Source organism: Mammaliicoccus sp. Q-M61 (genome assembly GCF_022386055.1).
Taxonomy (GTDB): Bacteria; Bacillota; Bacilli; order Staphylococcales; family Staphylococcaceae; genus Mammaliicoccus; species Mammaliicoccus sciuri_A.
The window spans coordinates 85,448-109,496 of sequence record NZ_JAJNJL010000009.1 but is presented as its reverse complement, the minus strand read 5'-3'; the positions used below and the strand labels follow the sequence as shown (position 1 = coordinate 109,496).

Sequence of the window (24,049 nt, the reverse complement as noted above, 5' to 3'; positions counted from 1 at the left end):
TTGATGCCTTTATTCTTCAACAACATGTACTTTTAATGTACCAGAAACTTTGTTGTGTAGTTTAATTGGTACATTTGTATAACCTAAACTGTGAATACCATTTGGTAAGTCCATTTTACGTTTATCAACTTTGATTTTGTGTTGTTTATCTAATGCTTGCGTAATTTGTTTCGTACTTACTGATCCGAATAATTTACCGCCTTCACCTGTTTTAGCTGGAATTTTAACTTCTAATTCTTTAAGTTTTTCCGCAAGTGCTTTAGCATCTTCTATTTCTTGTTGTTTTAATTCTTCTTGACGTTTGTTTTGTTGTTCTAATTGTTTGAGGTTTCCAGGTGTTGCTTCTACAGCATAATTATTTTTGATTAAATAGTTTTGACCATATCCTACTGGTACGTCTTTCACTTCACCTTTTTTACCTTTACCTTTAACATCTTGTGTGAAAATAACTTTCATTATTCTTCCACTCCTTTATCATCTGATTCAACAACCTCAACTAATGCTTCGATTGCTTTTTCTACTGTTGTATTTTTAATTTGTGTTGCAGCATTGGATAAGTGGCCGCCTCCACCGAGTGCTTCCATCGTTAATTGTACGTTTACTTCTCCTAACGAACGAGCAGAAATACCAATTGTATCTTCTGATCTTCGTGCTACTACATAAGATGCTTCTACACCTTCTAAGCCAAGCAACTCATCTGCTGCTTGTGCAACTGTAACAGGGTGATATGTTTCATGATCTTCACCATGCGCAATTGCGACACCACCGCGGAATAATTTAACTGTCTTAATTAAGTCTGAACGTTTAATATACGTATCGATATCATCTTTTAAGAAGTGCTGACAAAGAATCGTATCTGCACCATGACTTCTTAAAAAGCTCGCAGCATCAAATGTTCTTGATCCTGTTCTTAATGTAAAGTTACGTGTATCCACAATAATACCGGCTAACATAATCGTTGATTCGATTCTCGTTAAACGATGTTCTGTTGGTTGGTATTCTAACAACTCTGTAACAAGCTCAGCTGTCGAACTTGCATAAGGTTCCATATACACAAGTAATGGACTTGAGATAATACTTTCGCCTCGACGATGATGGTCAATAACGACTTTTCTATTTGCTTTATTAAGCAAGTTCTCATCGATTACAAGTTCAGGTTTATGTGTATCCACGACAACGAGTGTTGTACGTGGTGTCATTTCATGCCAAGCTTCTTCTGATGTAATAAATCTTTCTTTCAAATCAGGCTTCTCGTCTATTTCAGCCATCACACGTTCTAATGTACTATCAATATCCGAATCGTTTAATACAATATATGATTCAAGATTGTTCATCTTCGCAATACGTGATACACCGATTGCTGCGCCGATTGCGTCCATATCTGGTGATTTATGACCCATAATGATCACTTTGTCACCTTCAATTAAGATATCTCGCAACGCATGAGATATCACACGTGCACGTACTCTCGTTCTTTTTTCCATCGGGTCAGTCTTACCGCCGTAGAATCTCACGTTACCGTTACTATTTTTAATGGCTACTTGGTCGCCACCACGGCCGAGCGCTAAGTCTAAACTTGATTGTGATAGTTCACCTAGCTCAATTAAGTTCTCACTACCTTCACCAATACCGATACTCAGTGTTAATTGGTGACCGATTTCTCTTGTCTTATCTCTTAAATCATCTAATAAGTTGAACTTCAACGTTTCGATATCTTCTAATATACTCTTGTTTAATAACGCGATAAATTGATCAGCACTATAACGTTTAATAAACAGTTGATAACGTGATGACCAGTCATCTATAACGCTTGTAATCAAACTATTAATTTCTGAACGTTGAGAGTCATTCATATTCTGCGTAATTTCATCAAAGTTATCTAAGAAAATAGTTGCTATGATTGGTTTTTCATTTTCATATAATTCATATACACGGGAAGATTCAGTAATATCAAACAGATAAATAGACTGCTCATCTTCAGTATAAGTGACTTTATATTTGTATGATCCTTCTTCAATCTCTACTTCTGAAGTATTTTCTAATCTTTTTAAGATATTTGGAAATACTTCGTTAATTGGTTCGTCTAAAACGTCTCGTTCTAATCGTTTATTAGCAAAATTATTAATCCATTCGATATGATCATTTTTGTCTAATAATATGACGCCTATTGGTAAGTCACTGACTGCACTTGTTTTACTTTTCGTAATTCTACCGGCTAAACTCCCAATATATAAATCTAATTTCAAAAAGCTCTGTCTAACAAAAAATATGCTTACTGCAATTAGAATTATCGTAGCAACCGTCGAAATAATCGCCCAAAATATTGAATTAAAAAAACTGAATACGACTAGCACCAAAGCTAATATCATCATAATAATGTACGGAAATATTAGGGCTTTTTTAACAGATTGACGGTTCATAAACTCACCTCAATTTACTTTTTTATACGTTGTTTCAAGTTAAACCAAATGTCCATTAATCCGAATAAGTACGCAAACGGTTTAAATATAAATGCCATTACAAAGATGATGACACCTACTATAATTGGTAATTTTTTAACTTTTACAAATAAATGGAACAACGATAATGCTTGTATAAATATAACCCATTCTAACACAAATTGTAAGTTAGTGACTATGCCATACGCCACGACATTGTCTTGTGTGACAAACAAACTCACGAGCACTGTAATCACAAAAACAAATGCTACGCTTCTATTGATTTGCCACATAAATAATGGTCTGAACACTGGTGTTGCGACTTTGAATTTTCTTAAAATCGGAAACGTCACAACTAAATTCACAAGCACTAATAAGAATACCCATAATACTATATACCCAGGAATGCTCGCTTGTAATATTTCTAATGAAACTTGTAATGATTCTTCGATTTCAGTTGTTATATTGCCACCCATTTGGAAATACGACAGTAATACATCATGATACTGGCTAAAGAATTTGCTTGTTAAAGGTAAGTTTCCCGTAATTTGTAAAATTAACACACTACCTATCGTCAAAATACTCATAAATGCTGTCACTAAGTACAACATACGTTCTTTAGATGTACGCTCAATAAGTAACTGCCCAATAAATACACTCATAAAAATAACAAGTGTCATGGCAGTTAATAAGAATACATGATTAAATAAAACAGTTGCACATAACGTTATGACAACCGTCACAAAAAAGGACGGTTTAGAGCGATACCAAAGAATCGTTCCTGGTATCGTAATAAATGGTATGATCAATATTGCTAATAATGGTACAAAGTTTATAATAGCGGCACTTAGAACTAGTACAAGTGTTGCTATGATTGTCGCTTTTATATCGACTTTAAAAGACAAATTTTTCACTTCCCAATCTAAATTAAACATCTTTCTCTATTTTACAGATTTTTATCCTTTAAAACAATGTAGGTGACTTTTAAGTTGATATCAGCGTGCTTTAAATTTATATAATTTTAAGAAATGATAAACGTTAGGCGCCCAATCTCCAAAATTCAATAAAAATCCATCATGGCCAACGTTGTCTTGTACATAGAAATGTCTATGATATTTAAAGAATCGACCTAAAGCTCTCACTTGGTCATCTGGATATAATAAATCATCCGCAAATCCTAACGTTAATACTTTCGTTTCTAATTGACGTAGACGCTCTTCAACATCATCTCGTCCTCTAAATATGTCATGACTGTCTAATACATCTAACAATGTTAAATAGCAGTCTTTATCGAATGCTTCTTTAAATTTATTGCCTTGATATTTTTGGTAGCTTACAACATCATCTGCAGAGAATCTTGATTCGTAATCTTTACTTGAACGATACGTTAAAAAGCCAAGTTGTCTTGCGATGCTCAAACCATCTTGTCCGTTCATATGAATAACTTGCCTAGCAATTTCATTAAATGCTCTACTATATGATGAAGTCTTCTCTGTCGCAGCTAATATGACTGCTTTTTTCACTTCAAACGAACCGTCATAAAGCATTTCTAACGTTTGCATTCCACCTAAAGAGCCGCCAATTAATACGTCTATTTTTTCGTAACCAAATTGTTTCAATCCTAATATATTTGCTCTCGCAACATCTCTCATCGTCAAATGTTCCGGGAAATTAGGTGTATTCAATCTTGAACTTGATCCATAAGGACTGCCAATTACATTAAATGTTATAAATTGATAATCATTAATTGAAAGGTAACCGCCATCTATAATTTCACGCCACCAACCTGCATGCTCATCATCACCATATGTTAAATGGTTGCCAGTTAACGCATGACAAACTACAACGAGTGGCTGGCCTTTATAACCCACATACTCATATTGAAGTTTCAAGTTATCAATCACTTCACCAGATTCTGTTTCAAAATGTCCAAGATCTACTATGCCTGTTTCTCGAGAAATAATCACATTAAAACCCCCTCTTATTTAAATTGAAAGACTTCTTACTCGTCAAAGAAGTAAGAAGTCCTCATCATCCTTATTATGCGAGTATACTCGTTGGTAGTAGCACCGTATCTGTTATGACCGGTTGCTGAAGTGTCGTCGGGCCAATTCCCTCAACTTCTCTGAATAAGCTTTGCTATGTAATTTATATTAAGAATACTAGAAATGAGCATTTCTTTCAATAAGTTAACGAATGAAATTAAAAGACTAATCTCACAATCGCCATAATAAACATACCGGCTATAACTGTAATCGTTAAACTTCTAAATATGAGCGCTATTAGAATCGTTGGTATCGCGACAATAATGCTCTCAAAATTAAGCGTAAATCCAGCATTGCCTTCTTGATTCAACATGCCTTCTAGTATTAATGCCGTAAAGAGACATACCGGCACATATTGTAACCACTTGATCACACTTTCAGGTAAATCCGCTTTTGATAACAATACAAATGGAGAAACACGGATAATCCAAGTTAAAACGAAACAACTTAACGTAATTAAAATTAAATACATCGATATACTCATTTATCAAACACCACCCCTACGACAGAAGCAATAATTGTCGACACAATAATAGATAAATAAGTTGGCATAAATAATGTCAGAATAAGCATGCATACAATCGTTAATAAAATTAAATAAAGATATACTAAGACTTTGCTTTTATGTATCGTTTCAAACTGAGCAATCAATAAAAATATAAACATCGCTGTTAAAGCATAATCGAGGCCAAACATTTCAGGTTTAGGTATTAAGTTACCGACTAAACCACCAATAATAGATGTCACAATCCATAATAAATAAGCTGAAATATTTAAACCATGCATCCAAGTCGCATTGAGCGATTTCTCTTTCGCATATTTCGTAATCGCAACACCAAATGACTCATCCGTTACAAGTGTACCTATTCCTACATTCGACCAGAAACCATTACCTTTAAATGCTGGGACTAAAGCTAAACTTTGAAGAAACATTCTTGAGTTAACAAAAAATACCGTCAATAGAATTGCTGAAATAGGGGAGTGGATGGCGACCAACGCACATATAATAAATTGAGCAGCACCCGCATAGACAAAAATAGACAACAATGCAATTTCCAAAATAGATAAACCAGATGAAATACCGACAATACCAAACGCTAGCGCAACACTAAAGTACCCAAGCATAGTAGGTATACAGTCTTTCACACCTTGAAGAAACAAACCTTTATTCGTAATACTCGTACTTGTCACAACGATGCCTCCAATCTATAGATAAAGGTAAGTCTAACGTTTGTCTAACCTCAGTCTCACTTACCTCTAAAGAATTTTAATATGTATTAGTTTTATCATACCTATATTACTTTATCAATAACACTTGATTAAATATTCGGAAAATAATTAAATAATTTGATATTTGATTGATCATTTTGATTTAGGTGGTCAAGTCTTCGTGCGTTATGCCCTTATTTTATACCTTAGCGCACGATATCTCTCAGTCTTCGTGCGTTATGCCCTGATTTCGTACCTCAGCGCACGATATCTCTCAGTCTTCGTGCGTTACGCCCTTATTTTGTACCCTAGCGCATGGTATCTCTCAGTCTTCGTGCACTTATATTCATATCTCAAACCATATAAAAAACAACAGAAATTCAATTGAATGAATTTCTGCTGTTTGATTATCTATCTAAATTATTCACTTAAACCGAATTCTGCACTTGCTTCGAATTTAACATCTCTACCGATCATTACGCCACCAGTTTCTAATGCTTGGTTAAATGATACGCCGTATTTTTCACGGTCGATTTTACCAGTTACTGCGAAACCTGTTACTGTTTCACCGTTTAATGGGTTTTTACTTACGCCGTTGAAATCAACGTCAAATGTTTCTTCGTGTGTTACGCCAGCGATTGTTAAATCACCTGTAATTGAATCTTCACTGATTGATTTTGTTTCAAATGTAATATTTGGGTTTTCATCTGCACTAAAGAAGTCAGCTGATTTTAAGTGAGCGTCACGGTCAGCGTTTTTAGTGTTAATTGAATCTGCTTTTATTGTAACTGTTGCTTTTAATGTAGAAAGGTCATTGATATCTCCTGATACTTCTACGTTATAATCTTCAAAAGTACCTTTAACGCGAGATACCATTAAATGTTTTACTGTAAATTCTAAACTACTGTGTGCTTTGTCAAAATTGAAATTTGTCATGTGTCAAAACTCCCTTTATTTATTTTGTATACTTAGTATATCAAATATAAAAAGTATATTCAAGCATTAAATCAAAAAAAAGAGTAACCAATATATGATTACCCTTTTTGAGAGATTTAACTCATTTATAATTTAATTGTTTTTAAGCCACCCATAAATGGTACTAATACTTCAGGTACAGTGATTGTACCGTCTTCGTTTTGGTAGTTTTCAACGATTGCAGCAAATGTACGACCTACTGCTAAACCACTTCCGTTTAGTGTGTGTACGTATTCTGGTTTCGCATCTTTGTTTCGTTTAAATCTAATATTTGCTCTTCGTGCTTGGAAATCTGTCATATTTGAACATGAGCTGATTTCTTTATAATCATTGTAACTTGGTAGCCATACTTCTATATCATATGTTTTAGAGCTTCCAAATCCAATATCTCCTGTACATAAATTCACAGTTCTGTATGGTAATTCTAAAGCTTGTAAAATATTTTCAGCGTGTTGTGTTAATTCTTCTAGTGCTTTAAATGAATCTTCAGGTCTTTCATATCTCACCATTTCAACTTTGTTAAATTGGTGTAATCTAATTAAACCTCTTGTATCTCTACCTGCTGATCCTGCTTCACTTCTGAAACATGCAGATTGTCCTGTAAATTTAATTGGGAATTGTTCATCTTGTAACACTTCATCACGATAGAAGTTTGTTAAAGGTACTTCAGCTGTTGGAATTGTATATAAGCCTTCTTTTTCTACTTTGAATAAATCTTCTTCAAATTTAGGTAATTGGCTTGTACCAAACATAGAATCTGCGTTTACAAGTTGAGGTACCATCATTTCAGTATAACCATGTTGCGTTGTATGCATCGTTACCATGAAGTTCATAAGTGCTCTTTCAAGTTGTGCACCTTGTCCTGTTAAGAATACGAAGCGTGCACCTGATACTTTAGCAGCTCTTTCAAAGTCTGCCATTTTAAGACTTTCAACTAAGTCCCAGTGCGCTTTAGATTCAAAATCAAATTGACGTGGTGTACCCCATTTACGTACTTCTACATTATCATCTTCATCTTTACCAACTGGTGTTTCATCACTAATTAAATTAGGAATTCTTACTAATTTGTACGTAACATCTTCATTTAATTGATTTAAATTTTGGTCGATTTCTTTAATTTGATCGCCAACTTGACGCATTTCTAAAATAACATCGTCTGCATTTTCTTTATTGCGTTTCTTCTGCGCAATTTCCCCGCTTACTTTATTACGACGTGATTTAAGTTCTTCTGTTTGAGCGATGAGTTCACGGCGCTTTTTGTCTAATTCTAAAATTTCATCGATGACCTTTGGATCGTCACCTCTTTTAGCTACTTTATCTTTAACAAATTCCGGTTCAGACCTAATTAATCTAATGTCTAACATAATATTTCCTCCCTCTTATACTATAATTGTTTAAGAAAAAAGCACCACGTTCCTCGTTGTTACACAAGGGACGTGGTGCTTACGCGTTGCCACCCTATTTAACAGTTATTAAAAACTGCACTCTAAGTCATATAACGGTTTCTACCGATTGTTCTTCTTAAAAGGATAGATTCGTTTAAGTTTCATGACTTGTTTACACCAACCACAAGCTCTCTATACATGTACGCTTAAATTACTTATTCCTAAACAATATAGTTATTAAATTAACATAAATATATCAAATTGATATCATATTTTCAAGCTATACTTATGATTCAGTCAAGAGACCTGTATTTTCATAAACTTTTTTACCGTTAATAATCACTGTTTCGGCATGGTTTACACCGTAATGATATGGTAAATATTCATGGTTCGGAATATCCCATACAACTACATCAGCTTGATCGCCAACTTCAAGTGTACCTGCTTCTGCATCAATTGCTTTAGCTGCATTAACTGTAACAGCATTCCAAATTTCATTAGGCGTCAGTTTAAGCTTTAATGCCGCAATGCTCATTACAAGTTGAAGGTTGTCTGTCACACAGCTACCTGGATTGAAGTCAGTCGCAATTGCTACTGCACCGTTGTTATCAATCATACCTCTTGCATCTGCATATTGATCTTTACCTAAATAGAACGTTGTGCCTGGCAATAATACGGCTACAGTGTCGCTGTCTTTTAACGCTTTCTTATCTTCCTCACTAGAAGCTACGAGATGGTCTGCAGATATTGCACCTTCATCTATCGCTAACCCTAGTCCACCAAGTGGATCGATTTCATCAGCATGAATTTTAACTTTTAAACCTTTATCTTTTGCTGCTTGCATATAACGTCTTGATTCTTCAATTGTGAATACACCTGTTTCACAGAAGATATCCGCGAAGTCAGCTTTATCTTTCACATCATCTAATAAATCAATCATTTCTTGTAAGAATGTTGCATTGTCTTTCGCATCTTTAGGCACTGCGTGTGGTCCTAAAAATGTATGTTTCATTCGAATCGGTAAGTCTTGCGCTAATTGATGTGCCACATTTAATTGTTTTAATTCAGTTGCTTTATCTAACCCATAACCACTTTTAGCTTCTACAGTTGTTGTACCGAATTGAATCATTCTAATAATTTCTTTTTTAGATTTTTCGTATAGTGTTTCTTCACTTGATTCACGAGTCGCTTCAACCGTACTTAAAATTCCGCCACCTTGTTTTAAGATATCAAGATAACTTACCCCTTGTTGTTTAAGTGCCATTTCATGTTCTCTAGACCCGCCAAACACTAAGTGTGTATGTGCGTCTACTAAACCTGGTGATACAACTTTATGAGTGGCATCAATGACTTCTTTAGCTTCAAATTCTTCAGTATGTTCACCTGCATAAACGACTTTACCTTCATTTATAACAACTGTGCCATTCTTGACAATATTTAATTCATTTAAAGCTTTCCCTTTAAGAGGTCCGTCAGTCTTCTTTGGCAAAATTAATTCGCCTATATGTTGGATGATGATATCATTCATGGTTATCTTTCTCCTTTAACATTGGAATATCTACGTTTCTTTCTTTTGCAGTATCAATTGCAATGTCATACCCTGCATCAGCATGTCTTGCTACACCCATACCTGGGTCAGTTGTTAATACTCTGCCTAGTCTTCTATCTGCACGTTCACTACCGTCTGCTACTACTACCATACCAGCGTGTAACGAGTAACCCATACCTACACCGCCACCATGGTGAACTGAAATCCAAGAACCACCTGCAGCTGTATTTACAAGTGCATTTAAGATTGCCCAGTCACCTACAGCATCTGATCCGTCTTTCATAGATTCTGTTTCTCTGTTTGGTGATGCTACTGAACCTGAATCTAAGTGGTCACGTCCAATAACGATTGGTGCTGATATTTCACCTTTTCTAACAAGTTCATTTAATGCTAATCCCATTTTTGCACGTTCGCCATATCCAAGCCATGCAATTCTTGAAGGTAAACCTTGGAAAGCAATTTTTTCACTTGCCATATCTAACCAACGCATTAATTTTTCATCTTCAGGGAAGAGTTCACGCATTAATTCGTCTGCTCTTTCAATATCTTTAGGGTCACCACTTAAAGCAGCAAATCTAAATGGTCCTTTACCTTCACAGAATAATGGACGGATATATGCAGGTACGAATCCTGGGAAATCAAATGCATTTTCTAAACCTTCATCGAATGCTACTTGTCTAATATTATTACCATAGTCAAATGCAACAGCACCATTTTTTTGGAATAATAACATTGCTTCTACATGTTTTTTCATAGATGCTGAAGATAATTCTACATATTTTTTAGGGTCACTTTCACGAAGTTTATCCGCTTCTTCAAGTGAATATCCTTCAGGTACATAACCATTCAATGGATCATGTGCAGAAGTTTGGTCAGTCACGATATCAATTTTAAATTCTCTATTTAAGATTTCATGATGAATTTCAGCAGCATTTCCTACTAAACCTATTGATAAAGGTTTACCCGCTTTTTTAGCTTCTTCTGCTTTTTCTAAAGCTTCATCTAATGAATCTGTCATAACATCACAATATCTTGTTTCGATACGCTTTTCAATTCTAGACGGATCGACGTCTACACAGATAGCAACCCCACCATTCATCGTTACTGCTAATGGTTGAGCTCCACCCATACCGCCTAATCCAGCTGTTAACGTAATCGTTCCTTCTAATGATCCTCCAAAATGCTGGTTCGCACATTCAGCAAATGTTTCGTAAGTACCTTGAACAATACCTTGAGAACCAATATAGATCCAGCTACCAGCAGTCATTTGACCGTACATCATAAGCCCTTTTTTATCTAATTCATGGAAATGTTCCCAGTTAGCCCATTTAGGTACTAATACAGAGTTTGATAATAATACACGAGGTGCTTCTTCATGCGTTTTGAAAACAGCAACAGGCTTACCAGATTGAACAAGCATCGTTTCATCATTTTCTAATCTTCTTAACGTATCAACAATCGCGTCGAAACTTTCCCAGTTACGCGCTGCTTTACCAATACCACCATATACAACTAACTTCTCAGGATGTTCCGCAACCTCAGGATCCAAGTTGTTGTATAGCATTCTTAGAACCGCTTCTTGCTCCCAACCTTTACACTCAATTTCCAAACCTTTTTTCGCTTTAATCGCTCTAGACATATTTCATTTCCCCTTTACTAAAAAATTAAATGCTTAAATAGAATTGAACTTTATACGTATTTAGTTAACTATCTCAAATATTCACAAACTTTCTCTATATCATGATGGAATACTCTATCTTGTGTGATTGAAGGTACGATTGATCTTAGTTCTTCGTATTTTGCTTTTGTCTTCGGTGATAGTTTGTCTACACCTTTTATTTCTACTGCTTGCAACGCGATAATACATTCTATAGAAATGACTCTTCGTACGTTCTGTATGATTTGATATGCGTGTCTTGCGCCAATTGTTCCCATTGATACATGGTCTTCTTGGTTTGCAGAAGATGGTATTGAATCCACGCTTGCTGGATGTGCTAATGTCTTATTCTCTGATACGAGTGATGCTGCTGCATATTGCATGATCATTGCACCACTTTGTAAGCCTGGTTCTGGACTTAAGAATGCTGGTAATCCGCCATTGAGTTGTGGATTAACTAATCTTTCAAGTCTTCTTTCTGATACATTCGCTAACTCAGCAACACCAATCTTCAAGAAATCTACGGCAAATGCTATTGGTTGTCCGTGGAAGTTACCACCTGAGATTACGAGTGTTTCGTCATCGTTATCAAATATTAATGGATTATCATTTGCTGCGTTCATTTCTAATTCTAATTTTTCTTTTACATAATTTAATACTTGGAAGCTTGCGCCGTGTATTTGCGGTATACATCTCAATGTATATGCATCTTGTACGCGTACTTCACCTTGTCTAGTTGTTAATTTAGAACCTTCTAACCAATTTCTCATACGCTCTGCAACTTCAACTTGCTCATTAAAGTTTCTAACGATATGCACGTGCTCATCATATGCGTCTACGATACCGTTCAGTGCTTGATGTGTTAATGCAGCAATCCACTCTGCATGATATGCAATATTTTCAGCTTCAATATATGCAATTACACCTTGAGATGTCATCGCTTGTGTACCGTTTATAAGGGCTAATCCTTCTTTCGCTTGTAACGAATGTGGTTCCAATCCTACTTCGTGTAAGACTTCTTTCGCATTTCTTGTTTCACCTTTATAATGGACATCTCCTTCACCAATTAACGCTAAAGCTAAGTGAGATAATGGTGCTAAATCTCCTGAAGCACCTAACGATCCTTGCTCAGGTATGACAGGAATGATTCTTCTATTAATAAATTCTACTAATAACGAAACAAGTTTTTCTGTTACACCTGAATGGCCTTTTAACATCGTATTTAACCTTAAGACCATCATGATTAATGACACATTATCTGGAAAAGGTTTACCCGTACCACATGAATGAGAACGGATTAAATTGACTTGTAAATCGTTATATTTTTCTTTTTCTATTAATACATCACTAAATAATCCGAAACCTGTCGTAATACCATAAATCGTTTCTTTATTTTTAATGATTTTTTCTACTGTTTCTCGACTTTTTCTGACATTAACTAACGCTTCTTCCGAAATAGATATTTGACCATCTTCTTTCAAGAATTGTTTAATGTCTTGAATTGTTAAATCTTTACCATTCAATACTAAGTTCACTGAAAACACTCCTTTTTAGGACACAAAAAAATACAACAAATCAAAATTTGTTGCACCTTTCTTATATCTAATATCTAGTAGGTGTTTCTATGTCTTATATATGATTGATACCTAACCCAATTGTTTCATGTTCTTTACCTTTTATAGGCGCTCCGATTGTACCGTACAAACTCACAGCTATCCATTCACCTTCTGCTTTATCTTGGTAAGGATAACCCCTAACTATTGAAAACTTTAAGCCAACCGTTCGCATAATTTCACCAATAGATAATTCACCCCTTGTAATACCATTCACCGCTTCTAAAATCGCATGGTATAACGCGTGTGTTTCTCTATACTGACTTTCCGAAATAATCCCTTGTCTTCTAGCCGCTGTTTCAACAGATGCAATGATTTTATTTAATGACATTGTGCCAATTTTGCCTACAATAAATTGCATATCATGACATTGAGGCATTAATTGCTTTGCCGTTTGCTCATCTGTGATCGTTAATAACGTAGCGTACTTCCCAATTGATATTTGTTCAGTCATGTGAAAGCTCCTATCTCATCTAATAACTAATGTCTATATTTATATTAAGTATACGCTTTCAAAAATTTTCTGACAATACTTTTTAGCACATCCATAACTCAGTGATTGATTAATATATTAGCCTGTTAAAGTAATTTATTTGTTACGTTTTGGAAAATTCTCTGTTCAATTTCAACTTTAAGTGGCATAATAAATCGTACAATTATTTGAAGGTGGGTTAATATGAAGACTATTTCATCTGTCACAATTCCAAAAAGAGAACAAGAATCTCATAAAGGGGATTATGGTAGGATATTATTAATCGGAGGTAACGCTAATTTAGGTGGCGCAATTATTTTAGCAGCAAGGGCATGTGTATTTAGTGGTAGTGGACTTATAACTGTTTCTACACATTCATCCAATTTTGCTGCATTGCATTCAAGATGTCCTGAAGCAATGGTTTCAGATATCACGGATTTAAAAAAGCTTTCTAAATTAATTGAGCAATCGGATTGTATTTTAATAGGTCCAGGTCTCGGTTTAGATTTTAAAGGGAATAATACATTAACATTTCTATTCCAAAATATTCAGCCACACCAAACATTAATTATTGATGGAGATGCTATTACGATTTTAAGTAAGTTAAAGCATACTTTACCTGAATGTGAGATTATCTTTACACCTCACCAAAAAGAATGGGAAAGACTGAGTAATATCCCGATTGAAGAACAAACTTATGAAAACAATAAAGAAGCGGTTGATGCGTTAAATGCAACAGTCGTATTGAAAAAACATGGTACTGAATTATTCTTTAAAGATCATGAATATAAATTATCTATCGGTACACCTGCTATGGCAACAGGTGGAATGGGAGATACGTTAGCAGGCATGATCACAAGTTTCGTTGGACAATTTGATTTAGAAGAAGCGGTTATTAACGCAACGTATATTCACAGTTATATTGGTGAAAAGCTTTCTAAAGATATGTATATCGTACCACCATCCAAACTTATAGATGAAATTCCATATGCTATGAAATCATTCGAAGCTTAAATATTCAAAATAAAAAAGCATATCACGCTACTGATGTTGATCAGTGAGTTCGTGATATGCTTCTTTTTATATATTATTCTTCGTTATTATCTTGTTCTTCGATATCTTCATTCACACGTTCCATGAAGTCTTCTCTTAAATCTTCTTTACCTTCTTGAGCGTCAGTCTCAACAGGATCAGTTTCTGTTGTTTCTTCTAACACACCTTCAACAGGTGATTCTGCAATTTCATCTTCGTCTGGCTCAACTTTAGCTACTGTTGCAACATGTTGATTTTCACCTAAACGGATTAATCTTACACCTTGAGCACTTCTACCATTTTGAGAGATATCTGCTACGTGTAATCTAATGATGACACCTGAATTTGTAACAATCATTAAGTCTTCGTCACCGTTGACCGTTGTGATACAAACAAGGTTACCATTCTTCTCAGTTAGAGTGGCAGTCTTAATACCTTTACCACCTCTATTAGAGATACGATATTGATCAGCTGACGTACGTTTACCATAACCTTTTTCAGTTACGATAAGTATTTCATCTTGTTGATCTTCATCTGTAACATCTAATCCGATAACTTCATCATCTTCTCTTAATGTAATACCTTTCACACCCGCTGCTGTTCTTCCTAATGGGCGTAATTTAGATTCATCAAAGCGAATTAATGATGCATGTTTCGTACCAATAATGATTTCTTTCGTACCATCCGTCAGTCTAACCGCAATAAGCTCGTCGCCTTCTTTAAAGTTGATTGCGATTTTACCATTTTTGTTAATACGTGAGAAATTAGATAATTTAGAACGTTTAACTGTACCATGTTTAGTAGCAAAGACTAAGTAATCTTCTTCACTTGATAAGTCTTTAACAGCTATCATCGTACTAATCATTTCATCTTTTTCGATTTCTAAAGCATTAACGATTGGTAAGCCTTTAGATTGTCTAGACATTTCAGGAATTTCGTAACCTTTAAGTTTGTAGACACGACCTTTATTCGTAAAGAATAAGACGTTATCATGTGTACTTAATGTTACGAGTTGGCTAACAAAGTCATCTTCTATCGTATTCATACCTTGTACACCACGTCCACCTCTATTTTGTGAACGATATGTAGATACTGGTAATCGTTTAATATAGTTGTTATGACTTAATGAAATAACGATTTGTTCTTCTGGGATTAAGTCTTCATCTTCAATTTGATCAAGACCTGCTGCCGTAATTTCTGTACAACGCTCATCACCATATTTATCTCTTATTTCAGTAATTTCTTCTCGAATGATTTCTAGTAATTTTTCTTCATCACGTAAAATCTCTTTTAATTCTTCAATAAGTTTAAGTAAATCTTGATATTCTTTTTCAATTTTGTCGCGTTCTAAACCAGTTAAACGACGTAAACGCATATCTAAAATCGCTTGCGCTTGTCTTTCAGATAGGTTGAAACGATTTTGTAAACCTTCCATCGCTTCTGAGTCACTTTGTGATTCACGAATTAATGTAATGATTTCATCGATATGATCTAATGCGATTCTTAAACCTTCTAGAATATGCGCTCTATCTTGAGCTTTTTTCAAGTTATATTTCGTACGTCTTGTTACGACATCTTTTTGGTGTTCTAAATAATGATATAGAACTGCACGTAAGCCTAATAATTTAGGTTTACCATCAACTAATGCAATCATATTCACACCAAATGATGTTTGTAATGGTGTTTGTTTGTATAGGTTGTTAAGAATAACGTTAGCATTCGCATCTTTTCTAACTTCTATAACAATACGTACACCGACTTTTAAGCTTGTTTCATCTCTTAAGTCTGTAATACCTTCAATTTTCTTATCGCGTGCTAATTCAGCAATTTTCTCGATTAATCTTGCTTTATTAACTTGGTAAGGTATTTCAGAAATGACGATACGTTCTTTACCATTTTTCATAACTTCGATTTCAGAACGTGCTCTCATTAAGATTGATCCTCGACCAGTTTCGTATGCACGTCTAATGCCACTTCTACCCATAATTAAACCAGCTGTTGGGAAGTCAGGACCATGAACGATATCCATTAACTCATTTGTCGTAATTTCTGGGTTATGACTAAGCGCTAATACGCCGTCTATAACTTCATTTAAGTTATGAGGTGGAATATTTGTTGCCATACCAACTGCGATACCTGATGTACCATTCACTAATAAATTAGGGAATCTTGCAGGTAAGACTACCGGCTCTCTTTCGTTACCATCGTAGTTGTCTTGGAAATCAATCGTATCTTTATTGATATCTCTTAATAATTCACTTGTAATTTTAGCCATACGTGCTTCTGTATAACGCATTGCAGCAGCACCATCACCATCCATAGAACCAAAGTTCCCTTGGCCATCTACTAATGGATATCTATAACTAAAGTCTTGTGCCATACGTACCATTGCTTCATAAATAGATGAGTCACCGTGTGGGTGATATTTACCCATTACGTCACCAACAATACGTGCAGACTTCTTGTAAGGTTTGTCTGAAGTCATACCTTGATCATTCATACCATATAAAATACGTCTATGAACTGGTTTTAAACCGTCTCTAACATCGGGTAATGCACGAGATACAATTACACTCATTGCATAGTCTAAGAATGATTCTTTCATTTCTTTACTGATGTTACGTTCACTAACTCTTGATTGTGGTATTTCAGCCATTAATCATATCCTCCTTAAATCGTAAATGATGCTTTATATATCTAACGTTGCGTATTCGGCATTTTCTTCAATAAATTGACGACGAAACTCAACAACATCTCCCATAAGCATTTCAAAAGTTTCGTCAGCTTCTATCGCATCTGTTAGTGTTACTTGAAGCATTGAACGATGTTCAGGATTCATTGTTGTTTCCCACAATTGATCAGCATTCATCTCTCCAAGACCTTTATAACGTGCTATAGACAATTTCGGTGTTGAGCTAAGTTCTTCTTTTAATTTATCTAATTCTCTATCGTTAAATACATAATATTTTTTCTTACCTTGTTCTACTTTGTATAAAGGTGGTTGTGCAATGTATACATAACCCGCTTCAATAAGTGGTCTCATGAATCTATAGAAGAATGTTAATAATAACGTTCTAATATGTGCACCATCGACATCGGCATCTGTCATGATCACTAATTTATGATATCTCGCTTTACTAATATCAAACTCTCCACCAATACCTGTTCCTAGACCTGTAATCATGGCACGAATTTCGTTATTACCTAAAATTCTATCTAAACGTGCTTTTTCAACGTTTAAAATCTTACCACGTAACGGTAGAATCGCTTGTGTCTTAGAGTCACGACCTAATTTAGCAGACCCCCCGGCAGAGTCACCCTCAACGATGTATAATTCACATTCTTCAGGTTTCTTACTTGAACAGTCTGCAAGTTTACCAGGTAAGCTTGATACTTCTAATGCTGATTTACGTCTTGTAACTTCTCTCGCTTTTTTAGCGGCAAGACGTGCTCTAGAAGCCATCACACCTTTATCTACAATAATTCTTGCAACGTTTGGATTCTCTAATAAGAAACGTTCAAAGAGTTCAGAGAATAATTTATCAACGATTTGACGTACTTCTGAGTTACCTAATTTAGTCTTTGTTTGACCTTCGAATTGAGGATCACCGTGTTTAACAGATACAACAGCTGTCATACCTTCACGTACGTCTTCACCAGATAGCTTTTCTTCGCCTTCTTTAAGAAGCTTGTTCTTAATACCATAGCTGTTAATAACACGCGTTAATGCACGTTTAAATCCATCCTCATGCGTACCACCTTCATAAGTATGAATGTTGTTCGCATAAGTTAATAAATTCGTCGCAAAACCATTGTTATATTGAATGGCAATCTCAACTTCTACGTCATCTTTAGTATCGTGAATATAAATTGGCTCATCATATAGTACTTCTTTAGATTTATTTAACATTTCAACATAAGATTTAATACCGCCTTCATAGTGGTATGAATCTTCTTGAATGTTTTCGTCATCTCTTTCATCTCTCAATGAAATTTGGATACCTTTATTTAAGAATGCTAATTCACGAATACGTTTTTGTAATGTTTCATAGTCATATTCAGTTGTTTCAGTAAAGATTTCACCGTCAGCTTTAAAGCGTATTGTTGTACCTGTATGATCTGTGTCACCAATGACTTTCAAATCAAATGCTGGTACACCTCTTTCATACGCTTGGTGATAAATTTTATTGTTAAGGTGAACGTAAACTTCTAAATTAGAAGATAACGCATTTACGACAGATGAACCTACACCATGTAAACCACCAGATACTTTGTATCCGCCACCGCCAAATTTACCACCGGCATGAAGTACTGTTAAGATAACTTCTACAGCAGGACGTCCCATTTTCTCTTGAATATCAACAGGTATACCTCTACCGTTATCTGTTACTTTAATCCAATTGTCCTTTTCTATTACAAGTTCAACATGATCTGCATATCCAGCTAATGCTTCATCGATACTGTTATCTACAATTTCCCAAACGAGATGATGTAATCCTCTTACAGATGTAGAACCTATATACATACCAGGGCGTTTACGGACTGCCTCTAAACCTTCTAATACTTGTATCTGATCTGCACCATAACTTGAAGCGTTATTTTGTTCTGACACGTATTTCCACCTTCACTTTCATCTACTCAATAATATTGCCTTTAGATACGTTAAATACCTTGGCATCTTTCATAATCTCATGCTCTATTCCATCAACAGATGTTGTTGTTACAAACGTTTGTACCTTCTCTTGAATTGTACTTAATAAATGGGTTTGTCGATTATCATCAAGTTCACTTAGCACATCGTCTAACAGTAGAATTGGATATTCACCTACAACTTGATTAATCAACTCAATCTCAGCAAGCTTTATGGATAATGCTGTCGTACGTTGCTGTCCTTGAGAACCATAAGTTTGTACATTCATATCATTAACATGAAAACTAATGTCGTCTCTATGCGGTCCAAAGCGTGCACTTCCACGTTCAATCTCTTTATCCATTGAATCATTAAGCAACGAACAAAAAGCCTCTTTCAATTCAGTTACATCTTGATATGTTTCTGACAGTTTAATATTCGGTTCGTATTGAACCTTTAAACTTTCTTTTTCGCTTGTAATGCCTTGATGGATCACTTCGGCAATCTTTTCTAATTCACGAATAAAGTGCGCACGTTTCAAAGTCACATTGGCTGCCGCTTCTGAAAATTGCTCATTGAATACTTCTAACATCGTTCGATCTTTCATTTTCCCAATTTGTAATTGTTTGAGGTAATGATTTTTTTGTTTAAGTAATCTTTGATAATTAGATAAATGATTTAAATAGACCGCAGACATCTGACCGAGTTCCATATCAATAAAACGTCGTCTGATTTGCGGGCTACCTTTTACAATATTTAAATCTTCTGGTGCGAACAACACCACATTTAAGTGACCAATATACTGTGTTAATCGGCTCTGTTCTAGATGATTAACTCTCGCCTTTTTGCCTTTTTTCGTAATGATTAAAGAAATAGGCATTGAGCCATGGCGATAACTTAGTTCACCTTCTATTTTACCATACTCTTCACCAAACTGTATGAGTTCTTTATCATTCGAAGTCCTATGACTTTTAGCCAGTGCTAAAGTATAGATAGATTCTAATAAATTCGTCTTACCTTGCGCGTTCTCACCAATTAATATATTAACATTGGAATTAAAATCAAGTGTACATTTATCATAATTTCTATAATGAGTTAAAGTAAGTTTCTGTAATATCATAATCTATTCACTGAGATGGTTAATACGAAATTGACCTTCAGAAGGAATTTCGACTAAATCACCATCATGTAATTTTTTGCCACGACGAGTTTCACGTTCACCATTTATTAATACTTCTTCATCTTGGAGGAACCATTTAGCCTGACCACCCGTTCCAATGACGCCTTCATTTTTTAGGAATTGACCTAAAGTAATATCGTCTTTTACTGAGATATCTTGTACCACTATCTTCACTCCAATCTTAATTAGTCATCTCTATATTATACCTTTTTTTTACCAAAAAATCATGCTTTTACGCACAATTCATTTTAAGATAAATTAATCTTCAAAATATTTATATTCTAAGTGAAAAATTAAGTCCGGAACTTAAACATTATTTTCATAATAAAATTAAAAAAGTATAGCTAACGAACATAGTGAGATACTATGGCGCCCTATCCTTACACTTTCACACAAAAAAGCTGAGACAATGATCTTTGTCTCAGCTTTTCGAATATTATATTGCTTTATCTTTCTTTGTAAAAATTAAAATCAAACTGATTAACAGGAATGCTGTTCCTGCTAAAAATGGAATTGTGATGAATCCAAATACATTGATATATTCTGATGAACATGGAACACCTTGTGTACATGGTTTGATTTCAGCAAATCCTGGTACTTTTTGCTCTAAGTAATGCCATGTCGATATCAATAGTCCGATGATTGATAACGGTAGTGCTATTTTTTTAACGTTAAAATCATTTTGGAATGAGCCTATTCCGAGTATTAACACGAGTGGATACATACAGATTCTTTGATACCAGCACATTGTACAAGGAACAAATTGTCGTATCTCACTAAAGTATAAACTACCTAACATAGCTACTAAAGCTATTACCCAGGAAATAAATAGTGCATATTGTTGCTTCAAATATATCACCTATTTTTATTTATTTTTCTTTTCTATCGCTTGATCGATTGCTTTAGAAACTTTGTCGTAATCCATTGGATCTGATAATACTTTACCATCTACCACAATTGTAGGTGTAACGTCTACATCGTATTTATTTGTTAAATCTGAATCATTTTTCATTTGTTTATAAGACTCTGAATTTCTATCTTTCACTAATTTCATGATTTGATCTTTTTTAGATTTATCAATATCTAATCCGTCTACTGCTTTTTGGACTACTTTAAGATCTAACCATTCATCGTCTGTTTCTGCATTATGGTCATCTGGTTGAGCTTCAAATAATGCTCTGTGGAAATCCCAATATGCATCAGGTGCGATTTTATAAACAGCATGTGCTGATGCACCACCAATTTCAGATCCTTCACCGTGGAATGGTGCGTTCACAAATCTATATTCCACTTTGTCTTTATCGATATAATCTTTTTCAATTTGATCCATGTAATTCGTTTCAAATGCTTTACATGCTGGACATTTAAAATCCCCAAATTCAACTATTTGAACTTTAGCTTTGTCTTTTTTATGTGTTGGATTATCTTTTGTATCTTTTGATAAGTCTGTGGCTTTAACAGTTCTATCAAATAGACTATCTTCTTTGTTGTCACTTCCGCTTCCACCAAACACAACAAGCAATACGATACCTACGACAACAACAAGTATTGCTATCATTAAAAACATAATATTACTGTTACTATTTTTATTCGCCATATTAATCCCTCAATCTCTTTTGTTGATAATATAAATTTTATACTATCACTTAAAGAAATTCTATATCATTCACTAAAAATTCATTAAGGTTTTGTGACAAAATGGTGATTAATATTTTCGTAAAACTTATTTAGTAATATTTAATGCATTTTTTAAATTTTTGATAACGCCTTTTTCATAAGTGAGCACGCTACCACGATACGTTTTCGCTGCAAACACCATTAGAATGATACATGTAACGACTGAAATGACAATTCCTAAAAGTAAATGCCATTCAGGTGTTGATTCTGATGTAGTTCTTAATAACATGACCATTGGCGATAACATCGGAATGAAGCTTGTCACTTTTACAAGCATCGTATCTGGGTTTGAAATACTAAATATCGCAATATAGAATGCTGCTAATGAAATAAATGTAACTGGCATCATAGATTGTGCAAGATCTTCTATACGGCTCGTTAATGCCCCTAGAATAGCCGCTAATGAAATATAGGATACAACACCCAAAATTAAGTAAACTGCGCCATAAATAATGATTCTCGTCGTCTCAGGGCCATATTCTACTCCAGCTGATTCAAATAACCCTTTCAAATCAAATGCGAATATACTAATTACAATTGCAAGTATGATAAAGAATATTTGTGTAAATGCAACTGCGATGATTGCGAGAATTTTCGCGGACACATGAATCGACGGTTTCACACTTGTAACAATCATTTCAATCACACGTGTTGTTTTTTCAGTCGCAATTTCTGAACCAATTTGGTTAGCGTAATTGATTGTGATAAAGAACGATAAGAAAATGATGATGTAAACAACAGCTGAGTTTAATGCTTGAACTTTCGGATCAACATCACTAGATTGTTTTTCATCATTCGATTTAATTTCTTCTGTCTTCACATCACTTGGTGTATTTAAAGTTTTTAAATCTTTTTCTGATAGATTTAATTTTTGAGCTGTTAATGATGATTGCATTTGGCTAAGCGTTGATTGTAAGGTCATTTTCTCACTTTCACTGACATTGCCTTTTTCATAAATTGTGCCATTTACTTTTTCACCGTTCACGTTTACTTGAATTAAACGTTTATACTTTTCGTCTTTAACACCTTTTTTACCTTTTTCTAGTGAAACTTTTTCTACTTTTTCAATATCGTCGTTTTGTTTATATTGCTTTTCTAATACTTTATAAATCATGTCGTTATCTGTTTGTATCGCGACAACTTTACTATCGTTATCAAAGAAATCAATAATTTTGTCGATGTTACTTAATGCAAAGATTAAAATCATAAAAATTGCAGTCATGATGATAAATGATTTACTTTTCACTTTTTGCATATACGTTAAATTAAATGTCGGCCAGAATTTATTCATGCTTATCACCTACCTTAGCTATAAAGATATCGTTTAGAGATGGTTCAGCAACTTGGAATCGTTTGAGGTAACCTAACTTCGTCACATTTTGATAAATATTTTCTGCATATTTTTCATCAGAAATTGTGATTTTAACGCCTTTTTTAGTCGTTTTAAATGCTTCTACACCTTCAAAGTCTTTTAAGAATCCTAAATCATAGTCGCCTTCGATAAATACATCCTTCTTACCAAAGTCGTCTTTAACTTGATCAAGAGAACCAGCAACGACTGCTTTACCTTTATTCATAATGCAAATATAGTCACAAAGTTCTTCTACATGTTCCATTCTATGCGAGCTGAATATAATCGTTGTGCCTTGTTCTTTTAAATCTTTAACAGCGGCTTTAAGCAATTCAACATTGACTGGATCAAGTCCACTGAATGGTTCATCAAGAATTAATAATTCGGGTTTATGAATGATTGCTGCAATCAGTTGTACTTTTTGTTGATTACCTTTCGATAATGCTTCGATCTTTTTTTCTTTATTTTCAAATGCATCAAATCGTTTTAACCAATAATCTAATGCTTCTGAAATATCTTTTCTTTTCATGCCTTTTAGCTCAGCTAAATATTGCACTTGCTCCCAAACTTTTAATTTTGGATGCAATCCTCTTTCTTCAGGTAAATAACCAATCGTATTCGTCATATTATAGTCAATTGGCTTATCGTTAAACGTCACAACACCTGTTGTCTTTGGTAATAAACCTAAAATCATACGAAATGTTGTTGTTTTACCTGCACCATTTCCACCTAAAAATCCATACATCGTACCTTTAGGAACTTCCAAATTAACATCATGTACTGCCGTAAAGTCATTGAATTTCTTGGAAACATCTTTAATTAGTAATGTCATAATG

Annotated in this window: 21 protein-coding genes, 1 riboswitch and 1 other annotated feature; of the genes, 1 reads left to right on the top strand and 20 read right to left on the bottom strand. The window is 34.5% G+C overall.

Annotated features, from left to right (window positions below):
* Window positions 1-9 precede the first annotated feature (9 nt).
* From rplI to hutP, 12 genes are all read right to left on the bottom strand, one after another.
* Window positions 10-456 carry a 50S ribosomal protein L9 gene (gene rplI, locus LQ677_RS11555; RefSeq protein WP_037589493.1) on the bottom strand — a complete coding sequence of 149 codons (447 nt, stop codon included), beginning with the start codon at window positions 454-456 and terminating at the stop codon, window positions 10-12.
* The gene (locus LQ677_RS11550; protein WP_037589491.1) at window positions 456-2,420 is read right to left on the bottom strand and encodes a DHH family phosphoesterase; all 1,965 of its coding nucleotides are present in this window, start codon (window positions 2,418-2,420) and stop codon (window positions 456-458) included. The genes rplI and LQ677_RS11550 overlap by 1 nt, the downstream gene beginning before the upstream one ends.
* 14 nt (window positions 2,421-2,434) lie before the next feature.
* Window positions 2,435-3,373 carry a DUF2232 domain-containing protein gene (locus LQ677_RS11545; protein WP_239748868.1) on the bottom strand — a complete coding sequence of 313 codons (939 nt, stop codon included), beginning with the start codon at window positions 3,371-3,373 and terminating at the stop codon, window positions 2,435-2,437.
* Between the two features lie 60 nt (window positions 3,374-3,433).
* Window positions 3,434-4,402 (bottom strand): homoserine O-acetyltransferase MetX, encoded by a 969-nt coding sequence (metX, locus tag LQ677_RS11540; protein WP_037589503.1) that lies wholly within the window; start codon window positions 4,400-4,402, stop codon window positions 3,434-3,436.
* A gap of 70 nt (window positions 4,403-4,472) precedes the next feature.
* A riboswitch (SAM riboswitch) is annotated at window positions 4,473-4,574 on the bottom strand.
* 66 nt (window positions 4,575-4,640) lie between these two features.
* A complete protein-coding gene (locus LQ677_RS11535; protein ID WP_037589489.1) occupies window positions 4,641-4,967 on the bottom strand; it encodes an AzlD domain-containing protein in 327 nt (108 codons plus the stop codon).
* A complete protein-coding gene (locus LQ677_RS11530) occupies window positions 4,964-5,608 on the bottom strand; it encodes an AzlC family ABC transporter permease (protein ID WP_162841900.1) in 645 nt (214 codons plus the stop codon). The genes LQ677_RS11535 and LQ677_RS11530 overlap by 4 nt, the downstream gene beginning before the upstream one ends.
* A 504-nt stretch (window positions 5,609-6,112) precedes the next feature.
* Window positions 6,113-6,628, bottom strand: coding sequence for a YceI family protein (locus LQ677_RS11525; protein WP_025906249.1), 516 nt, complete (start codon window positions 6,626-6,628; stop codon window positions 6,113-6,115).
* A gap of 125 nt (window positions 6,629-6,753) precedes the next feature.
* Complete coding sequence (serS, locus tag LQ677_RS11520; protein WP_239748867.1) at window positions 6,754-8,031, bottom strand: serine--tRNA ligase; 1,278 nt, start codon at window positions 8,029-8,031, stop codon at window positions 6,754-6,756.
* 63 nt (window positions 8,032-8,094) lie between these two features.
* Window positions 8,095-8,290 (bottom strand) — a binding site (T-box leader).
* Between the two features lie 48 nt (window positions 8,291-8,338).
* A complete protein-coding gene (hutI, locus tag LQ677_RS11515; RefSeq protein WP_239748866.1) occupies window positions 8,339-9,580 on the bottom strand; it encodes an imidazolonepropionase in 1,242 nt (413 codons plus the stop codon).
* Window positions 9,573-11,240, bottom strand: a complete 1,668-nt coding sequence (gene hutU, locus LQ677_RS11510; RefSeq protein WP_239748865.1) for a urocanate hydratase — start codon at window positions 11,238-11,240, stop codon at window positions 9,573-9,575. Before hutU ends, hutI begins: the two co-directional genes overlap by 8 nt.
* A gap of 68 nt (window positions 11,241-11,308) precedes the next feature.
* On the bottom strand, window positions 11,309-12,793 hold the full coding sequence (gene hutH / locus LQ677_RS11505) for a histidine ammonia-lyase (protein WP_037589485.1): 1,485 nt from the start codon (window positions 12,791-12,793) through the stop codon (window positions 11,309-11,311).
* A 94-nt stretch (window positions 12,794-12,887) separates the two neighbouring features.
* A complete protein-coding gene (hutP, locus tag LQ677_RS11500; RefSeq protein WP_037589484.1) occupies window positions 12,888-13,325 on the bottom strand; it encodes a histidine utilization transcription antiterminator HutP in 438 nt (145 codons plus the stop codon).
* A 222-nt stretch (window positions 13,326-13,547) separates the two neighbouring features.
* On the opposite strand from hutP, the gene LQ677_RS11495 reads away from it, so the two are divergent.
* Window positions 13,548-14,357, top strand: a complete 810-nt coding sequence (locus tag LQ677_RS11495; protein WP_025906240.1) for an NAD(P)H-hydrate dehydratase — start codon at window positions 13,548-13,550, stop codon at window positions 14,355-14,357.
* 73 nt (window positions 14,358-14,430) lie between these two features.
* On the opposite strand, the gene gyrA is transcribed toward LQ677_RS11495, so the two are convergent.
* The 8 genes from gyrA to LQ677_RS11455 all read right to left on the bottom strand — a co-directional run bounded on the left by gyrA (window position 14,431) and on the right by LQ677_RS11455 (window position 24,045).
* Window positions 14,431-17,031, bottom strand: a complete 2,601-nt coding sequence (gyrA, locus tag LQ677_RS11490; RefSeq protein ID WP_239748864.1) for a DNA gyrase subunit A — start codon at window positions 17,029-17,031, stop codon at window positions 14,431-14,433.
* 33 nt (window positions 17,032-17,064) lie between these two features.
* Window positions 17,065-18,987 (bottom strand): DNA topoisomerase (ATP-hydrolyzing) subunit B, encoded by a 1,923-nt coding sequence (gene gyrB, locus LQ677_RS11485; protein WP_037589482.1) that lies wholly within the window; start codon window positions 18,985-18,987, stop codon window positions 17,065-17,067.
* Window positions 18,988-19,009: 22 nt separating this feature from the next.
* Window positions 19,010-20,125: a DNA replication/repair protein RecF gene (recF, locus tag LQ677_RS11480; RefSeq protein WP_037589481.1), complete on the bottom strand. Its 1,116-nt coding sequence runs from the start codon at window positions 20,123-20,125 to the stop codon at window positions 19,010-19,012.
* Window positions 20,126-20,128: 3 nt separating this feature from the next.
* Entirely contained in the window at window positions 20,129-20,359 is a 231-nt protein-coding gene (gene yaaA, locus LQ677_RS11475) for a S4 domain-containing protein YaaA (protein ID WP_269750679.1), read from the bottom strand.
* A 262-nt stretch (window positions 20,360-20,621) separates the two neighbouring features.
* A complete protein-coding gene (locus tag LQ677_RS11470) occupies window positions 20,622-21,035 on the bottom strand; it encodes a disulfide oxidoreductase (protein ID WP_025906234.1) in 414 nt (137 codons plus the stop codon).
* Window positions 21,036-21,050: 15 nt separating this feature from the next.
* The gene (locus LQ677_RS11465) at window positions 21,051-21,782 is read right to left on the bottom strand and encodes a DsbA family protein (RefSeq protein ID WP_037589479.1); all 732 of its coding nucleotides are present in this window, start codon (window positions 21,780-21,782) and stop codon (window positions 21,051-21,053) included.
* A gap of 126 nt (window positions 21,783-21,908) precedes the next feature.
* Window positions 21,909-23,153, bottom strand: coding sequence for an ABC transporter permease (locus tag LQ677_RS11460; RefSeq protein WP_239748863.1), 1,245 nt, complete (start codon window positions 23,151-23,153; stop codon window positions 21,909-21,911).
* Complete coding sequence (locus LQ677_RS11455) at window positions 23,146-24,045, bottom strand: ABC transporter ATP-binding protein (RefSeq protein WP_126476371.1); 900 nt, start codon at window positions 24,043-24,045, stop codon at window positions 23,146-23,148. The genes LQ677_RS11460 and LQ677_RS11455 overlap by 8 nt, the downstream gene beginning before the upstream one ends.
* Window positions 24,046-24,049: the final 4 nt, after the last annotated feature.